The organism is Sneathiella sp. (genome assembly GCF_041689005.1).
Lineage (GTDB): Bacteria > Pseudomonadota > Alphaproteobacteria > Sneathiellales > Sneathiellaceae > Sneathiella.
Genome location: NZ_JBDNHC010000117.1, coordinates 1 through 15,996, shown reverse-complemented (window position 1 = coordinate 15,996; position 15,996 = coordinate 1). Strand labels below are relative to the sequence as shown.

The following is a 15,996-nucleotide window of genomic DNA, read 5'->3' as shown; positions in this document are numbered from 1 at the left end:
TGCTGATGAATTGCGCCCTCTCCATCAGTCAGGGTGGGTATAATACGGTCATGGAGGTTCTCCATGCCAAATGCCGGGCGGTGATCGTTCCCTATGCTGGCGGCCTTGAAACCGAGCAAACCCTGCGCGCGCGACTACTGGCGGAGAAAGGCGTGCTGCAAATCGCCGACGAGACCGGCCTGACAGCGGCAGGCCTTGCGGCAAAAGTGGAGGCCGCCCTGTCGGGACCGCCAGCAACGGCGAAGATCGACGTGACCGGCGCCGAGACGACGGCAACCTTGCTGAAGAAATGGAATGATGAACGAAGATGACGGACTGGGACGATCTCAAGGAAGAGCTGGATATCTGGCAGGCGGACCGGCGCGTTACAACCTTCTGGTGGCGCGATGATGACCTGATCGCGCCGACACCGGCGCTTGAACGGCTGCTTCATCTTCGCGATCATTTCGAGATTCCCCTGTCCCTTGCGGTCATTCCGGACACCGTTGATCCGGCGCTTGCCGATCAGCGGCTTGATGGATGTATCATCCTGCAACATGGTGCGGAGCACCGCAATGTCGCTCCGGCGCCACAAAAGAAATCTGAATTCCCGGAGGGGCGCCCGATGGCCGAGAGCACGGCTGTCCTGGCAGCGGGAAAAGAGCGCCTCGGAAAGCTGTTTGAGGATCGTTTTCTGCCCGCCCTGGTGCCGCCCTGGAACCGGATCGCTGCGCATATCCTGCCGCAGTTGCCCGCCCTCGGGTATATCGGGCTTTCCCGCTTTTCAGCGCGCCCGGCGGCGGTCCCTGTGCCGGGCCTTGTCGAGGTCAACACCCATATCGATCCGGTCAACTGGCGCGGCGACCGTAAACTGCTGCCTTTACCTGTGATGCTTGAGATGGTCTGCGGTCATTTGCGGGCGCGGCGGCAAAAAACAGTCGATACGGAGGAACCGACCGGGCTTCTCACCCATCATCTTGTCCATGATGAATTCGCATGGGCGGAACTATACAAACTGATCTCCTTTTTGGACGGGCATCCGGCGGTGCGATGGATTTCCCTGCCAACGGCCATTTCCCTTGCCGATGAAATTCCGGAGGAGGCTTTTCTTTTCGGCAGCGAAGACTAAGTCAGAAGATGAACGGAATGACAAAAATTTTCACATATTCATTTCGCGCGCTTCTTGGAAGTTACATCCGGGCAGTGGTCGGCCTTGTCCTGACGGCGGTTCCAGTCTTGTTGTCGTCTTCGATATCTGTCATTGTCTATATATCGGTTTTTTTGTTTTTTCTGTTCTTTTGTTACGGAATACGGACAATAATTCGCCAGATGACCCGGTTCGAGGTCAAGGATGACGGTATATATATGTTTGGTCCGTTCAACCGGATCATTCACTGGGATGAACTGGGAGGCTTCAGCTTGCATTATTACTCGACACGGCGAGATCGGGAGGATGGCTGGATGCAGCTCAAACTAAAAGGCAGGGGAAGTCGATTGAAGATTGATTCAACCATTGGCGAGTTTGATGATCTGCTCCGTCTGACCTATGGCGCTGTCGTTCGGGGCGGGCTCGTAATCGATCCCGTCTCACGGGGAAATCTTCACGTTATGGGCATAAAGCCACCACCCGGTGGCGCGGCGTTCGCGCAAGGGGCAGGGTGATGCCCAACGTATTGCTTGTCAGGGACCTGCGTATCGAGTTTCGCGTGGCCGAGGGTATCGTCAAGGCCGTCGATGGCGTCGGTTTCCGGATTCCGAACGGAAAGACGGTTGCGTTGGTCGGGGAATCCGGATCGGGTAAATCTGTCATCAGTCAGGCAATTATGTCGATCCTTCCGACGCCCGCGCATATCACGAACGGGGAAATCCTGTTTTTTGATCCGGAAAAGTCCGGTGTCTTTTATGATATAGCCAAGCTGAAACCGGGCAGCAAGGAAATGCGGCAGATCCGCGGTGGGCGCATCTCGATTATTTTTCAGGAGCCAATGACCTCGCTGTCGCCGCTGCATACGATCGGCGACCAGATTTCAGAAGCGCTCCATCTGCATCACCGAAAGACCAAGGCAGAAGGCGAGCAGGTGACCAAGGACATGCTGCGGCTGGTCGGGTTCCCGGATCCCGATGCGGCCTTTCATACCTATCCGTTTGAACTCTCCGGCGGGCTTCGGCAACGGGCGATGATCGCCATGGCGATGATCTGCAAGCCTGCGTTGCTGATCGCTGATGAGCCGACAACGGCGCTCGATGTAACAATCCAGGCGCAGATCCTTGACCTGATGCAAGATTTGCAGAAACAACTCGGCATGGCGATCCTGTTGATCACCCATGATCTGGGCGTGGTGGCCAGCATGGCCGACGAGATTGTCGTCATGTATCAGGGCAAGGTGATGGAGCAGGGGACGCTTGAGGATATTTTTGACGCGCCCGCCCATCCCTATCTCAAGGCCCTGATGCGGGCCATTCCGCGTTTCGACATGGAACGGGGTGAACGCCTGACCCCGATCCGCGAGATCAAGCGCGATGCGGACAGCAAGTTTCTGCAACAGGCAACCCCGCGCGAGATCATCACCGGCGATGAGAAGCCGATTTTGGACGTGCGCAATCTCACCAAGAAATTCGTGACGCGCAAATCGTCCCTGTTCGGGGCAAAGCCGGCTGGCGAGGTGCTGGCCGTTGACAATGTCAGTTTCTTTATCCGGCCGGGGGAATGCCTTGGACTTGTGGGGGAATCCGGCTGCGGCAAGACGACCCTGTCGAAGCTGATCCTGCGGGCGCTGACCGCGACCGACGGCTCTGTCACCTATAATGACCGCGGGCGCGATGTTGATGTGCTTGCCCTGAAAGGCGAAGAGCTTTTTGATTATCGCAACAAGGTCCAGTTTATATTCCAAGACCCATTTTCGTCGCTCAATCCGAGAATGACGGTGTTTGAGATTATTTCCGAGCCGTTGATTATTCATAATGTTGGCACAACGAAGGAGCGCGAGGAAACGGTTCGGGAACTGATGACGCTGGTCGGGCTGGATATCCGGTTTCTCCGTCGCTATCCGCATTCCTTTTCCGGTGGACAACGGCAACGGATAGGGATTGCCCGGGCGCTGGCCCTGAAACCTGACCTGCTGATCTGTGATGAGCCGGTATCTGCGCTGGATGTGTCCATTCAGGCGCAAATCCTCAATCTGTTAAAAGACCTGCAGGCGGAACTCGGTCTGACCTACCTGTTTATTTCCCATAACCTGGCGGTGGTTGATTATATCGCCGACCGGATCGCGGTAATGTGCCAGGGCCGTCTTGTCGAGACGGCACCGAAGGAGGCTCTGTTCCAGAACCCGGTCCATCCCTACACCAAACGGTTACTGGCGGCGGTTCCCGAACCGGACCCGAAACACAAGCTCAATTTTTCGCTGCTGGTGGAGGAAAAAGCCTCGAACCCGGAATACTGGCCACAACCGTTCACCGCGGATCGGCATAGCAGCCCGGTGATGATGGATATCGGTGGCGGGCATTATGTCCGGGTCCACGAAAACACCGACCTGAAGGAGTTGCAGCCTTGATGACAAGAGCGTCAAAAAGCGGGCTCGCGCTGTTGACAGGCATTTTTCTTATGCTGATGGCTTTGCCCTGCCTTGCAGCAACGGACATCCCGTTTTTTCAGGAGGCGGTTAATAACGGGACCCTACCGCCGATGGCGGAAAGACTGCCGAAGACGCCGTTGGTAGTGACCCCCGGTGAGGGACAGACACTTGGAGAATATGGCGGAAAACTCCGTATGCTTATCGGCAATCCCTCGGATGTGAAGATGATGTTTGTGTATGGCTATGCCCGGCTTGTCGGCTATACGGAGGATTTGAAGATAAAGCCTGATATCCTGGAATCGATAGATGTGAAAGAGGGCAGGATTTTCACCATGAAGTTGCGGGCAGGCCATAAATGGTCTGATGGGGTTCCCTTTACCTCCGAGGATTTCAGATACTGGTGGGAAGACGTCGCCAATAACAAGAAGCTGTCGCCGGCGGGGCCGCCCGCGACACTTATGGTGAACGGCGAATTGCCAAAAGTCGCATTTCCAGATCCGTTGACTGTCGTTTATTCCTGGTCCGTGCCCAACCCGGATTTCTTGGCGCAGCTGGCATCGGCCGCGCCGTTGCTAATTTATCGTCCCGCCCATTACCTGAAGCAGTTTCACGAGAGTCATATCGACATGTCGAAACTGTCCAAGATTGAGCAGATCAAGCTCAGGTCCTGGGCCGCTGAACATAACCGTCGAGACAATATGTATAAGTTCGATAACCCTGAGCTGCCGACGTTGCAGCCCTGGTTGAATACGACCGCCACTCCGGCGACACGCTTCATCGGCAAGAGAAACCCGTATTTTCACCGGGTAGATACAGAGGGCCGTCAACTTCCCTATATTGATGAACTGATATTCACCGTGTCGGAAGGTAAGCTTATTCCGGCAAAGACAGCCTCTGGTGATATTGATTTGCAGGCGCGCGGCCTCCGTCTGCAGGACGCCACTTTCCTGAAGGAAGGGGAAAAGCGATCGCACTATAAAACCCTGTTATGGCCAACGGTGCGCGGCTCCCATTTCGTGCTCTACCCCAACCTCAATAGTGAGAACGAGATGTGGCGCAAGTTGATGCGCGATGTCAGGTTTCGACGGGCCCTGTCCCTCGCCATCGATCGCGAGGAAATTAACGACACGCTGTTCTTCGGGCTGGCGGTTGAGGGCAACAATGCGGTGCAGGAACAAAGCCCGTTCTATACGGACAAACTGCGGTCGAACTGGGCTGAATACGATATCGACAAGGCAAACGCGCTGCTCGATGACATGGGGCTGACCAAGAAAGATGGTGACGGCCGCCGCTTGCTGCCGAACGGCAATCCGATTGTCATCGTGATCGAGACCGCGGGCGAGGAAACCGAGCAGTCGGACATTCTTGAACTGGTCCAGGAATCCTGGAAAGATATCGGGATAACCGTCTTCACCAAGCCCTCACAGCGGAACGTCTTCCGCAACCGTATTTTTTCAGGTGAAACGGTCATGTCCGTCTGGTCCGGCTTTGAAGATGGCGTGCCCAATGAGCTGAGCAGTCCAGCGACGCGGGCGCCGACAAGCCAGCAAAGCTTTCAATGGCCGAAATGGGGCCAGTACTACGAAACCAAGGGTAAATCGGGAGAGCCGATCGATATGCCGGAGGCCAAGCATCTTTTCGAGCTTTATCAAAAATGGCTTGCCACCACCGACGATGAAGAGAAAGCGGAAATCTGGAAGGAAATGTTGGAAATTCATGCTGAGCAGCAATTTACGATTGGCGTTGTCGGCGCCATACTTCAGCCGGTTGTGGTCTCAGACAGATTGAAAAATGTCCCGAAAAAGGCAATCTTTAACTGGGATCCGGGCGCGCAATTCGGAATATATCATCCGGATATGTTCTGGTTTGAACGTAAGTGACTGTTCAAAGGTCTGAAAAGAATAGATTCACATCCTCTAATTCACTGCCGGGCGGTTGACGACGCTGAATTTTTAAGCGAACAATGTAAAAAGGGTATGAGGCACATCCGGTAACAGCTGGACCCTCACAGGGCAGAGGTGAATGTTTACTTATTTTGTGCACAGAGTACTTGTTATGATCCCCACATTGCTGGTGATCAGTATTCTGACATTCGTTATCATTCAGCTGCCGCCCGGGGACTATCTTTCCAATCATCTGGAAGAATTGAGGTCGCAGGGAGAATCGGCTTCTGCGGTTGCGAAGATTGCGTTTTACAGGGAGCAATATTCGCTCGATAAATCGCCGATTGAACAATATGCGATCTGGGTCGGGCTATGGCCGGGGCCCCATGGCTTCTCCGGACTGATACAGGGGGACTGGGGTCAATCCTTTGCCTATGACCTGCCGGTAAAGGACGTCGTCGGGGACCGGTTGGGGCTCACTTTCCTGATCAATTTCTCGACAATTGTTTTTATCTATATCGTTGCCTTTCCGATCGGCGTTTATTCGGCGACCCGTCAATATTCAATCGGCGATTATGGATTTACGCTGGTGGGTTATCTGGGTCTGGCAACACCGAACTTCCTGTTGGCGATGGTGCTTCTGTACTATGCCAACGTCTATTTCGGGATTTCCATTGGCGGCCTGATGGATGATAAGTTTATCAATCAACCTTGGAGCTTCGATAAGGCGCGCTCGGTCTTCGATCATATGCTGATCCCTGTCATCGTCATCGGGACTAGCGGGACGGCATCAATGATCCGCCGGTTGCGGGCGAACCTGCTGGACGAATTGCAGAAACAATATGTGACCACCGCGAAGGCAAAAGGGGTCCCGCGCCTGCGGGCGTTGATTAAATACCCCATTCGCATGTCGCTTAATCCGTTCATCGCCGATATCGGCAGTCTTCTGCCGGACGTGATCTCGGGCTCTGTCATTGTCAGCATGGTCCTGAGCCTGCCCACCGTCGGCCCGCTCCTGCTGGAGGCGCTGCGCAATCAGGATCAATATATGGCGGGGTCGTTATTGATGTTTCTGGCGCTGCTGACGGTCGTCGGCATGTTTGTCTCCGATGTCCTGCTTGCGGTGCTGGATCCGCGTATCCGCCTGTCCGGGGGGGCTGTTAAATGACCGATACAAACGGCCAGAATAAAGAGGCACCGCTGGAGCACTGGCATTCGACGGAGCCGTTCGATCCCTATTCTGTCGAGGTTTTTACGCCCGCGCAGGAACGTTTCTACATGGCCTCGCAGTGGCAGATGATGTGGTGGAAATTCCGCCGTCACCGGGTTGCAGTCATCAGCGGGATTATCCTGATATTATTTTACCTGTCGATCCTTATATCGGAATTCCTGGCGCCCTATAATTTGCATTCGCGGCACACCAAATATATTTTCGCGCCGCCGCAATCGATCCATCTTTTTCATAAGGGTGAGTTCGTCGGCCCGTTCGTTTATGGGTATAAGCAACGGCTCGATCTGGACACCCTGAAGCGTGAATATGACATAAATACCAATCGCGTTTACCCGCTTCGCTTCTTCTGTTCGGGCGATGAATATAAGTTCTGGAACCTGTTTGACGCCTCCCTCCATCTCGTCTGCGCGGATAACAAGAAGCTGGCCAGTTTCTTCTGGCTGGGAACCGACCGGCTTGGCCGTGATATTCTATCGCGGATCATCTATGGCGCGCGCATATCGCTGACCATCGGCCTGATCGGGATCGCGATTAGTTTTACGCTGGGAATCGTCCTTGGCGGCATCTCCGGTTACTATGGCGGCTGGATCGACAATGTCATTCAACGCACGATCGAGCTTTTAAAATCGCTGCCGCAACTGCCGCTGTGGCTGGCGCTGTCGGCGGCGCTACCGGTGACATGGTCGCCGATACTGGTGTTCTTCGGGCTGACTGTTATTCTGGGACTGTTGGACTGGCCCGGTTTGGCGCGGGCCGTGCGATCGAAATTCCTGTCGCTGCGCGAGGAGGATTTCTGCACCGCCGCGCAATTGATGGGCGCGAATCCCCGGCGGATAATCGGACGTCATCTGCTGCCCTCCTTTGCCAGTCACCTGATCGCCAGTGCCAGCCTTGCGATCCCCAGCATGATCCTGGGCGAGACGGCGCTTTCATTCCTCGGCCTGGGGCTGCGACCGCCGATCACCTCCTGGGGGGTATTGTTGAACGAGACCACGAATATTAATGCGGTGGCAACGACGCCCTGGCTGATTTATCCGGTTGTTCCGGTCATTCTCATTGTGCTGGCGTTCAATTTTCTGGGAGACGGCCTCCGCGACGCGGCGGATCCCTACAAATAAGCCGGGGTTTTCAGGATCACCAGATCGACGGTGCCGGTGACCCCGTCCACATGCCGGTTCTTCCGGGTTTCCATCTTGATCCGGGGGATGAAGCCCTGGGCGCGGGCTGTCTTCAGCGCGGTCAGGGTGGTCACTGCGCTGGCCTTCTCCTGCTTGCAATGCTTATCGAGTTTGGCGGCAAGGTTTACCGGCTCGCCGATGACCGTATATTCAAGGCGGCTGTCATCGCCGACGGCGCCGAAAATAATCGGGCCGACGGCCGAGGTGAAGCGGATGGCAATTCCCCCTTTTCCATTGGCTTCGAGGCTTTGGAACCAGAGCAGCGCCTCTTCGGAGAGTTCCTCCATCGTGCGCAGGCAGTCTGCGGCGTAACCGTCGGTTGCCACCGCGGCGCCGAAGGTTGAGAGGATGCCATCGCCGAGAAACTTGTCTACGGTGCCGCCATTTTTCTGGATAATAGGCACCATGCGTGCTTGATACTCAGCCAGCAGGGCAATGACTTCATTGGCGGGCCGTTCCATGGATAACTTGGTAAATCCCTGCAGATCGCAATGCAGGATGGCGGCGTTGCGTGTCTCGCCGGTTCCGGGTTCGATCCAGCTTTCCGAACGGGTAATCTGCTCGGCAATTTCTGGCGAGAAAAAGCGGGATAAGTCCTCCGCCGCTGTGGCCTGGGCAACGGAATGGACCAGTAACCGGCGGGCACGGACGATGACAAGGGCAAGGATGAGAGTGACGACGATAATGCTGATCACCTTGTCAAACTCGGCGCCCAGCAGGATTTTATGCGACATCGTGAATTCGACATAGTCCCGGGTTATCTGTGACATGCCGCCGCCAAAATAGACCGCATAGGCCAGCAGGACCAGCCAACCGATGGCGGCGGTGGCCCCGGCAAGCAGAACATACCCGACCTCAAAACGAAGTGCACGGAGCGCAATAAAGATGAAAGCATACAGAAGTGTCGGGGCTTTCAGGTAAAAGGCAGGGGGTTGCTGATACTGTATATGAAAGCTCCAGATCAGGAACATCAGCAACGTCATGTCGGCGATCACCGACAGGGACAGGAACCAGCCGGGGGCTTTTTCGGCATAGGCAAGTGCCATCCGACAGGCGGTAAAAGCGGTATAGGCAAACAGCGCATACGGGACGGGCGCAAACATCACGTCGGCGGAAAAGGTTTTCGGCGAGAGTGCGTAAAGCGTGGAAAAAGTGAGAACAATAAAAACCTGGACCCAGGCAATCAGAATCTCCGACTGCTTTTGCTGATGGGCGATGGCCTCGGTGACGCGCGCGGGCAACTGGCCGTCGATGGCCTCTCCGAGAACAGTTTTTTTAATGCGGTCCCACATCATCGAGATATACGCCACAAGTGGCATTATTAAAAACAAATGCGTTCATTTACGCGTGATGACCCTTGCGAAGCCAGAGGCTGGCCTCGAACGCGCCTTTGGGGAAAGGGAGTGATCCGATGACGGATTGAGTAAGGGACGCCTGCATTCGGCTGCTGACATAGGCGCTGGAAAACAGGACCTCGTACCCGCCGGACAGAAGCATCGGGGCGACGGCCAATTGCTCGTTATACCCTCGCCAGTCCCAGCTTTCAGGATAATCATCAGGCAGGAAGATATCGTGAATATGGACATATACGCCGATCGACAGCGCGGGGAGAATTTCAAGGAACAGGGTATCAACGTCGCTTCCCGGCATGGCAATATGACTGGAATCGATAAACAGGATGTCGCCGCTCTCAAGGGCCGCAAACGGGGCGGCGGGGGCCTCGTGCAGGGTGGCGCGAATGAAGTCGATCGGCAGGCTTTCTATGGCGGCGCGCGGGGCGGGATCTATGGCTGTGAGCCTTGTTGCAAGAGAGCCGTCGGCAATTGCCTGGGCCATGAAGCGCGTTGAATGACCGGACCCGACCTCGACAATACGGGCGGGTTTTACCTCTCTCACCAGCATATAGGCAACGGCGGCGTCCAGTCTGGGGAACCAGTCCTGTTCCCAGCGCGGTGCAGGCGGGGGCAGTTCGCCAAAGCTCTCAAATTCTTGTCGATAGATCGCGAGGTCGTCCAGAATTTTGGCGAATGCTGGCTCCCGATTACGCATAAAGGTCTCGATAGCAGTGTACGGTTTTCGGCTGCCCGGGCCCGGCAGGCTCTCCGCATATCGGTAGGGAATGAAAAACCCTTGCCGCCGAAATCCCAAAATTGTGTTCAACCCCATGCGAAGGCGGCGCATATTCATGACGAAAAACCCTTAATCCACAGCTAATTAATTAATAATGGCGCCGCCTTTGTCATCAAACTATAATTATGCCTGATAACAATAATCAAAAATCAGGACGGCACCCGAATGGACACATCTTTTCATATCACCATCGAAAATACTACTCTTAGCGTGCGGCTTGACCGCCCTGAGAAGCATAACACGCTTGACCCGGCGACGATGGCGGCACTTCGCGAGGCGTTGGAGGAAGCGGGGGACAATGACGCGCTGCGGGTGATGATCCTGACCGGAACCGGCAAAAGCTTTTGTGCGGGCGCCGACCTTGGCAAGCTTGGTCGCTATAATTTTGACGAAAACCCGCTGGAGCTGCTGACGGATGTCGTTGAAAATTTGCCGTTCCCGACCATCTGCGCGTTGAACGGCGGGGTGTATGGCGGCGGGACGGATCTCGCCTTATCCTGCGATTTTCGCGTTGGCATCGTCGGCATGGCTGCCTTTATTCCACCAGCCCGTATCGGAATTCATTATCCGCCCGTCGGTATGGCGCGCGCCGTCGCCCGACTTGGGCTTGGCCCGACCAAGCGGTTGTTTCTGGCGTGCGAAAAAATGTCAGCGGAGGAATTGAAAGATATCGGTTTTCTTGATTACCTGGTCGCGCCGGAAGAGCTGGCGACCCGGACAACAGCACTGGCGGCTGACATATTAAACCTTGCTCCGCTCAGCCTGCGGGGAATGAAAGCAACCTTGAATGAAATTGCGCGCGGGGATATGGATGTCGAAAAGGCGCGGGCCCGGCAGCTCGCCTGCCTGCAATCGGACGATTTTACCGAAGGCAGGCAGGCCCTTGCCGAGAAGCGCAAAGCCAACTTCAAGGGGGCTTGAAGAAAAGCAAAGCGCTCCCGCATTTTTGCGGTCTTCGGCGTTAGAGAATAAACTTGGACAAATCCATATTTCTTGACAATTCACCGAGATGTTTCTCGACATAGGCCGCATCGATCGAGAGGGTCGTGCCGCCCTGATCGGACGCGGTGAAGCTGATTTCCTCAAGCACGCGTTCCAGTACCGTATGCAGGCGGCGGGCGCCGATATTCTCCACCGCCGCGTTCACATCCGCCGAAATCGTCGCAATGGCGTCGATGGCGTCGTCGGTAAAGGTCAGTTCCACGTCCTCGGTTTTCAGAAGCGCGATATATTGCGTGATCAGGCTGGCCTCAGGTTCCGTCAGGATGCGTTTGAAGTCCTCCTTCGTCAGCGCCCGGAGTTCGACCCGGATCGGCAGGCGCCCCTGAAGCTCGGGCAGCAGGTCTGACGGCTTGGCAATATGGAACGCACCGGAGGCGATAAACAGGATATGATCGGTGCGAATGGTGCCGTATTTGGTGCTGACGAGAGTTCCCTCAATCAGCGGAAGTAAATCCCGCTGCACCCCTTCACGGCTGACATCGGCGCCCTGGCGATCACTTCGCGCGCAGATCTTGTCAATCTCATCGAGGAAGACGATGCCGTTATTCTCGACCAGTTTTATGGCCTCACGGACGACGGCATCCTCATCGAGAAGCTTGTCGCTTTCTTCCTCGATCAGGACCTTATAGCTGTCCTTGACCGCCACTTTTCGGGGCTTGGTTCGGGGTCCGCCGAGCTTTCCGAGCATGTCATTTATGTTCAACATCCCCATCTGCGCGCCCGGCATGCCGGGAATGTCGAACGTCGGCATGCCCGAATTTCCGGTGTCCTTCAGTTCAAGCTCGATTTCCTTATCGTCAAGTTCGCCCTCACGCAGCATCTTGCGGAATTTCTGGCGGGTCTCGTTTGATGATTTCTCGCCGACAAGTGCATCCAGTACCCGCTCTTCGGCGGCGAGTTCAGCTTTGGCAATAACCTTCTGGCGCTGATCCGCGCGGACCATGTTGAGGGCAATTTCCATCAAATCACGGACAATCTGCTCGACATCGCGGCCGACATATCCGACCTCCGTGAATTTTGTCGCTTCAACTTTCAGAAACGGCGCATGGGCGAGCTTGGCCAGCCGGCGAGAAATTTCCGTCTTGCCGACACCGGTCGGGCCGATCATCAGGATATTTTTGGGCAGAACCTCTTCGCGCAGCTCTTCGGGCAGCTGTTGACGGCGCCAGCGGTTTCGCAGCGCGATGGAGACCGATTTTTTTGCGTCCGACTGGCCAATGATATGCCGGTCCAGCTCGTACACGATTTCTCTCGGCGATAAATCAGACATTTTTAGTGATGCTTTCGATGATGACATTTTTATTAGTGTAGACACATATTTCGGCCGCGATTTCCATGGCCTTCCGGGCGATGGCTTCGGCGTCCATGTTCTCAAGGTCAACCAGCGCCCGCGCAGCGGACAGCGCGTAGTTGCCGCCAGACCCGATGGCGATAATACCATCCTCCGGCTCCAGCACATCGCCGTTCCCCGTCAGGATCAGCGAGACATCGGCATCGGCGACGGCCATCATTGCCTCCAACCGGCGGAGGTATTTATCTGTCCGCCAGTCCTTCGCAAGCTCGACGCAGGCGCGCGTCAAATTGCCGGGATGCTGCTCCAGCTTGCCCTCAAGGCGTTCAAACAGGGTAAAGGCATCCGCCGTTGCCCCGGCGAACCCGACAATGACATCCTGCGCGACGCCGATGCGCCGGACCTTACGGGCGTTGCCCTTGATGACCGTCTGGCCGAGGGACACTTGACCGTCTCCGGCCACAACGACAGTGCCGTTTTTCCGGACAGACAGGATCGTCGTGCCGCGCCAACTTGATGGTTTTTCAGACATGTATATTTCTTTGCAGTTTTATGGACGTGATCATGACGATGTAACCTTTTTGTCGCGAGCGTCAAGATGCAATGGCATGGGGCGCCCAAATATTGGCCCCTTTTCAGGTCCGCTTCCTGTTCACATATTGGCGGTCCGGACGTCATGACCGCGAAAGATAACCGGAAGGAATACATATATGTCAGATGTAAATATACCTACAGCCCCCGCGGATGACGGGGCTTCCAATCTTAGGGCGATATTCGAAATATTGAGTTATATCCATGTGGATGCACAGCGGGATAACTATTCGGAACTCGCCGATCGAATAGAATTCTCCCTCAATCTGGCGGAAAAATTGATTAAGTCGGGTAAGTCGGGAAAGGATGTTGCGGCCACACCGGATGCATCACAGCCCGATGTCGGAACCGCTTCCCTTAAAAGCGGCCCGTCAGCAGCGGGAGGCGCTTAATTACGGCTTTGACTAGCCGCTCGTTTCAAAAGCTTGGATTTCTCTGACGGTTCCTGCTATATCGTCGCCAAGGATTTGCAACGATTTTATCCCCCGAAAGGACGTTTCATGCGGGAGGCAAGTGTAAAGCGGAAGACCAAGGAAACCGAGATTGACGTTTGGCTCGATCTCGATGGCACCGGGGTTTATGATGTCAAGACAGGTATTGGCTTTCTTGATCATATGCTGGAACAGCTTTCGCGCCATAGTCTGATGGACCTGAAACTCCGGGCGAAGGGCGATTTGCATATCGATTTTCACCATACAACAGAAGATACCGGGATCGCTATCGGCGAAGCCTTTGCCAAAGCCCTCGGGGATTTGAAGGGCATCCGCCGTTATGCCTCCGCGCTTATTCCCATGGATGAGACGCTGACACGGGTGGCTCTTGATGTGTCCAATCGGCCTTACCTGATCTGGAAAGTCGGGTTTAGCCGCGATAAGCTGGGCGAAATGGATACGGAACTGTTTAAGGAGTGGTTCCAGGCATTTGCGCAGGCGGCCGGTATTACCCTGCATGTTGAAAATATTTACGGGACGAACCACCACCACATCGTTGAAAGTTGTTTCAAGGCGTTGGCGCGATCGTTACGCGATGCCGTCGAGATTGACCCACGCCGCGCCGACGCGGTGCCCTCAACCAAGGGTGTTCTGGGGGGAAGTCTTTAGGCGCGCCGTAAGCGGGCGCCGGGCAAGGGCCCAACGATTTCGCCGTCCGGCATTTGTGGAAATAACAGTGATGGAAACAGCGATCATAGATTACGGCTCGGGCAATTTACGCTCTGCGGCCAAAGCGTTCGAGCGTGCCGCGCGGGAGGCGGGCCTTGCCATGGACATTGTGGTGACGGACGACCCCGCGCGCGTTCTCGCGGCCGACCGGGTCGTTCTGCCGGGGGTCGGTGCCTTTAAGGCCTGCAAGGCGGGCCTGATGGCAATTGACGGCATGATCGAGGCGTTGCAAACAACGATCATTGACAAGGCACGGCCGTTTTTTGGCATTTGCGTCGGCATGCAGCTGATGGCAACCCGGGGCATTGAATATGGTATCATCGACGGGCTTGGCTGGATTGCCGGCGATGTCATCAGGCTGATGCCAGAGGATGCGAGCCTTAAAATTCCGCATATGGGATGGAACGAGCTTGAATTCCGGCGGCCGCATCCCTTATTTGAAGGCATAGCCGAGGGCCAGCATGCGTATTTTGTCCATAGCTATCAAATGAAGACAGCAGACCCTAGACATGTCTTGGCCACTGTCGATTACGGTGGGCCAGTAACGGCCATTGTCGGGCGTGATAACATGATTGGTACCCAGTTCCATCCAGAGAAAAGCCAGGAAACCGGACTGAGGCTGATCACAAATTTTTTGAAATGGAAACCGTAGATGGCGGATGGTAGCAGAAATATTCAGCAGCCCGTAATCGAGACGATAGAGGAGTTCGACCCGGCTGATCTAGAGGATTTATGCGAGGCGGCGGAAGAAGCGATTATCGACGGCAACGGGTTTGGCTGGCTGACACCGCCACCGCGGTCGGTTCAGCAGGCGTTCTGGAAAGGCGTCCTGATGGTGCCGGTGCGGGAGCTTTATTGCGCACGCTTCGAAGGGCGCCTCGTCGGCACCGGCCAGCTTGTGAAGCCGTTCTCGAATAATGAGGCGAGTGGTCATATCGCCCAGATCGCCACCTTTTTTATCGCCCCCTATGCGCGCGGCTACGGGCTCGCCAACGGCCTGCTTGCCGTGATTGAGAAAAGCGCGAAAGAGCAGGGCTTCAAGATCCTTGAGGCCGATGTCCGCGAAACCCAGGAGGCAGCCATTTCGCTTATGGAAAGCAATGGCTTCAATCGGTGGGCAGAAAAAAAGAACTATGCCTGGAATGGGGAGCGATATGTTGATGGTTATTTTTACAACAAGCTTATCGCCAGTCTGGACTGAACATGAACCTGTATCCGGCAATTGACCTAAAGGACGGAAATTGTGTGCGTCTGCTGCGCGGTGAAATGGCGGCGGCGACGGTTTTCAACACCAACCCGGCAGATCAGGCGCGATCTTTCCGGGAGGCGGGGTTCAACCGCCTGCATCTGGTAGACCTGAATGGCGCGTTCGCGGGCAAGCCGGTAAACGCGGCGGCGGTCGAGGGGATCCTCGCCGCGACCGATGTCCCGGTCCAGCTTGGCGGTGGTATCCGCGATCTTGCAACAATCGAGGCATGGCTCGGCAAGGGTCTCTCGCGGGTGATTCTCGGCACCATCGCGCTTCGCAATCCGGCCTTGGTGATTGAGGCCTGCAAAATCTTTCCGGGCCAGATCGCGGTCGGCATTGATGCCCGGGGCGGTTTGGTGGCGATTGAGGGTTGGGCCGAAACCAGCGAGACCACAGCCCTGGACCTTGCCCGCAAGTTTGAAGACGTCGGGGTTGAGGCGATAATTTACACCGATATCGATCGTGATGGCGCCCTACAGGGGGTCAATGTCGAGGCCACCCGGGCGCTTGCCGCGGCGATTTCAATCCCTGTCATTGCCTCCGGCGGCGTGGCGTCAATTGCCGATATCGAACAGCTTATGGCCGTCGAGGCAAGTGGGATTGAGGGCGTGATCATTGGTCGCGCGCTCTATGACGGGCGGATCGATCCGGCCGCGGCGATGAAACTTGTCCGGGGCGCTCATGCTTAAGTCCCGTGTAATCCCCTGTCTCGATGTCAAGGACGGTC

Annotated in this window: 17 protein-coding genes; 13 read left to right on the top strand and 4 right to left on the bottom strand. The window is 55.7% G+C overall.

Features of this window, described 5'->3' with window-relative positions; translation table 11 throughout:
* The 7 genes from ACESNI_RS13540 to ACESNI_RS13510 all read left to right on the top strand — a co-directional run.
* Positions 1-311: glycosyltransferase (locus tag ACESNI_RS13540; protein WP_373087708.1), on the top strand; the 311-nt coding region annotated here is incomplete at its 5' end.
* Positions 308-1,108, top strand: a complete 801-nt coding sequence (locus ACESNI_RS13535; protein WP_373087706.1) for a polysaccharide deacetylase family protein — start codon at positions 308-310, stop codon at positions 1,106-1,108. The genes ACESNI_RS13540 and ACESNI_RS13535, both read left to right, overlap by 4 nt.
* 17 nt (positions 1,109-1,125) lie before the next feature.
* The gene (locus tag ACESNI_RS13530; protein WP_373087704.1) at positions 1,126-1,641 is read left to right on the top strand and encodes a hypothetical protein; all 516 of its coding nucleotides are present in this window, start codon (positions 1,126-1,128) and stop codon (positions 1,639-1,641) included.
* A complete protein-coding gene (locus tag ACESNI_RS13525; protein ID WP_373087702.1) occupies positions 1,641-3,533 on the top strand; it encodes a dipeptide ABC transporter ATP-binding protein in 1,893 nt (630 codons plus the stop codon). Before ACESNI_RS13530 ends, ACESNI_RS13525 begins: the two co-directional genes overlap by 1 nt.
* Positions 3,533-5,434, top strand: coding sequence for an ABC transporter substrate-binding protein (locus ACESNI_RS13520; protein ID WP_373087700.1), 1,902 nt, complete (start codon positions 3,533-3,535; stop codon positions 5,432-5,434). The genes ACESNI_RS13525 and ACESNI_RS13520 overlap by 1 nt, the downstream gene beginning before the upstream one ends.
* A gap of 142 nt (positions 5,435-5,576) precedes the next feature.
* Positions 5,577-6,605 (top strand): ABC transporter permease, encoded by a 1,029-nt coding sequence (locus ACESNI_RS13515; RefSeq protein ID WP_373087698.1) that lies wholly within the window; start codon positions 5,577-5,579, stop codon positions 6,603-6,605.
* Positions 6,602-7,786, top strand: a complete 1,185-nt coding sequence (locus ACESNI_RS13510; protein WP_373087696.1) for an ABC transporter permease — start codon at positions 6,602-6,604, stop codon at positions 7,784-7,786. Before ACESNI_RS13515 ends, ACESNI_RS13510 begins: the two co-directional genes overlap by 4 nt.
* On the opposite strand, the gene ACESNI_RS13505 is transcribed toward ACESNI_RS13510, so the two are convergent.
* Complete coding sequence (locus tag ACESNI_RS13505) at positions 7,777-9,165, bottom strand: adenylate/guanylate cyclase domain-containing protein (RefSeq protein WP_373087694.1); 1,389 nt, start codon at positions 9,163-9,165, stop codon at positions 7,777-7,779. The genes ACESNI_RS13510 and ACESNI_RS13505 overlap by 10 nt on opposite strands.
* Before the next feature lie 22 nt (positions 9,166-9,187).
* The gene (locus ACESNI_RS13500) at positions 9,188-10,033 is read right to left on the bottom strand and encodes a class I SAM-dependent methyltransferase (protein WP_373087692.1); all 846 of its coding nucleotides are present in this window, start codon (positions 10,031-10,033) and stop codon (positions 9,188-9,190) included.
* 108 nt (positions 10,034-10,141) lie between these two features.
* Here ACESNI_RS13500 and ACESNI_RS13495 point away from each other — a divergent pair, with 108 nt between their 5' ends.
* The gene (locus tag ACESNI_RS13495; protein WP_373087690.1) at positions 10,142-10,897 is read left to right on the top strand and encodes an enoyl-CoA hydratase/isomerase family protein; all 756 of its coding nucleotides are present in this window, start codon (positions 10,142-10,144) and stop codon (positions 10,895-10,897) included.
* 40 nt (positions 10,898-10,937) lie between these two features.
* On the opposite strand, the gene hslU is transcribed toward ACESNI_RS13495, so the two are convergent.
* Together hslU and hslV are read right to left on the bottom strand one after the other, a co-directional pair.
* Positions 10,938-12,248 (bottom strand): ATP-dependent protease ATPase subunit HslU, encoded by a 1,311-nt coding sequence (gene hslU, locus ACESNI_RS13490; protein ID WP_373087688.1) that lies wholly within the window; start codon positions 12,246-12,248, stop codon positions 10,938-10,940.
* Positions 12,241-12,801: an ATP-dependent protease subunit HslV gene (gene hslV / locus ACESNI_RS13485; RefSeq protein WP_373087687.1), complete on the bottom strand. Its 561-nt coding sequence runs from the start codon at positions 12,799-12,801 to the stop codon at positions 12,241-12,243. The genes hslU and hslV overlap by 8 nt, the downstream gene beginning before the upstream one ends.
* 178 nt (positions 12,802-12,979) lie before the next feature.
* On the opposite strand from hslV, the gene ACESNI_RS13480 reads away from it, so the two are divergent.
* From ACESNI_RS13480 to hisA, 5 genes are all read left to right on the top strand, one after another.
* The gene (locus tag ACESNI_RS13480) at positions 12,980-13,252 is read left to right on the top strand and encodes a hypothetical protein (protein WP_373087685.1); all 273 of its coding nucleotides are present in this window, start codon (positions 12,980-12,982) and stop codon (positions 13,250-13,252) included.
* 108 nt (positions 13,253-13,360) lie between these two features.
* Positions 13,361-13,960 (top strand): imidazoleglycerol-phosphate dehydratase HisB, encoded by a 600-nt coding sequence (gene hisB, locus ACESNI_RS13475; RefSeq protein ID WP_373087682.1) that lies wholly within the window; start codon positions 13,361-13,363, stop codon positions 13,958-13,960.
* A gap of 70 nt (positions 13,961-14,030) precedes the next feature.
* On the top strand, positions 14,031-14,672 hold the full coding sequence (hisH, locus tag ACESNI_RS13470; RefSeq protein ID WP_373087680.1) for an imidazole glycerol phosphate synthase subunit HisH: 642 nt from the start codon (positions 14,031-14,033) through the stop codon (positions 14,670-14,672).
* A complete protein-coding gene (locus tag ACESNI_RS13465) occupies positions 14,673-15,221 on the top strand; it encodes an N-acetyltransferase family protein (RefSeq protein ID WP_373087677.1) in 549 nt (182 codons plus the stop codon).
* 2 nt (positions 15,222-15,223) lie between these two features.
* Positions 15,224-15,958: a 1-(5-phosphoribosyl)-5-[(5-phosphoribosylamino)methylideneamino]imidazole-4-carboxamide isomerase gene (hisA, locus tag ACESNI_RS13460; protein WP_373087674.1), complete on the top strand. Its 735-nt coding sequence runs from the start codon at positions 15,224-15,226 to the stop codon at positions 15,956-15,958.
* Positions 15,959-15,996: the final 38 nt, after the last annotated feature.

Excerpts from the sequence above, each read along its gene's own strand:
- ACESNI_RS13465 (WP_373087677.1), top strand. The coding sequence starts at position 14,673 with ATGGCGGATGGTAGCAGAAATATTCAGCAGCCCGTAATCGAGACGATA.
- hslU (WP_373087688.1), bottom strand. The coding sequence starts at position 12,248 with ATGTCTGATTTATCGCCGAGAGAAATCGTGTACGAGCTGGACCGGCAT.
- ACESNI_RS13495 (WP_373087690.1), top strand. The coding sequence starts at position 10,142 with ATGGACACATCTTTTCATATCACCATCGAAAATACTACTCTTAGCGTG.
- ACESNI_RS13525 (WP_373087702.1), top strand. The coding sequence starts at position 1,641 with ATGCCCAACGTATTGCTTGTCAGGGACCTGCGTATCGAGTTTCGCGTG.
- ACESNI_RS13480 (WP_373087685.1), top strand. The coding sequence starts at position 12,980 with ATGTCAGATGTAAATATACCTACAGCCCCCGCGGATGACGGGGCTTCC.
- ACESNI_RS13520 (WP_373087700.1), top strand. The coding sequence starts at position 3,533 with ATGACAAGAGCGTCAAAAAGCGGGCTCGCGCTGTTGACAGGCATTTTT.
- ACESNI_RS13500 (WP_373087692.1), bottom strand. The coding sequence starts at position 10,033 with ATGAATATGCGCCGCCTTCGCATGGGGTTGAACACAATTTTGGGATTT.
- hisA (WP_373087674.1), top strand. The coding sequence starts at position 15,224 with ATGAACCTGTATCCGGCAATTGACCTAAAGGACGGAAATTGTGTGCGT.
- ACESNI_RS13530 (WP_373087704.1), top strand. The coding sequence starts at position 1,126 with ATGACAAAAATTTTCACATATTCATTTCGCGCGCTTCTTGGAAGTTAC.
- ACESNI_RS13515 (WP_373087698.1), top strand. The coding sequence starts at position 5,577 with ATGTTTACTTATTTTGTGCACAGAGTACTTGTTATGATCCCCACATTG.
- hslV (WP_373087687.1), bottom strand. The coding sequence starts at position 12,801 with ATGTCTGAAAAACCATCAAGTTGGCGCGGCACGACGATCCTGTCTGTC.
- hisB (WP_373087682.1), top strand. The coding sequence starts at position 13,361 with ATGCGGGAGGCAAGTGTAAAGCGGAAGACCAAGGAAACCGAGATTGAC.
- ACESNI_RS13505 (WP_373087694.1), bottom strand. The coding sequence starts at position 9,165 with ATGCCACTTGTGGCGTATATCTCGATGATGTGGGACCGCATTAAAAAA.
- hisH (WP_373087680.1), top strand. The coding sequence starts at position 14,031 with ATGGAAACAGCGATCATAGATTACGGCTCGGGCAATTTACGCTCTGCG.
- ACESNI_RS13535 (WP_373087706.1), top strand. The coding sequence starts at position 308 with ATGACGGACTGGGACGATCTCAAGGAAGAGCTGGATATCTGGCAGGCG.
- ACESNI_RS13510 (WP_373087696.1), top strand. The coding sequence starts at position 6,602 with ATGACCGATACAAACGGCCAGAATAAAGAGGCACCGCTGGAGCACTGG.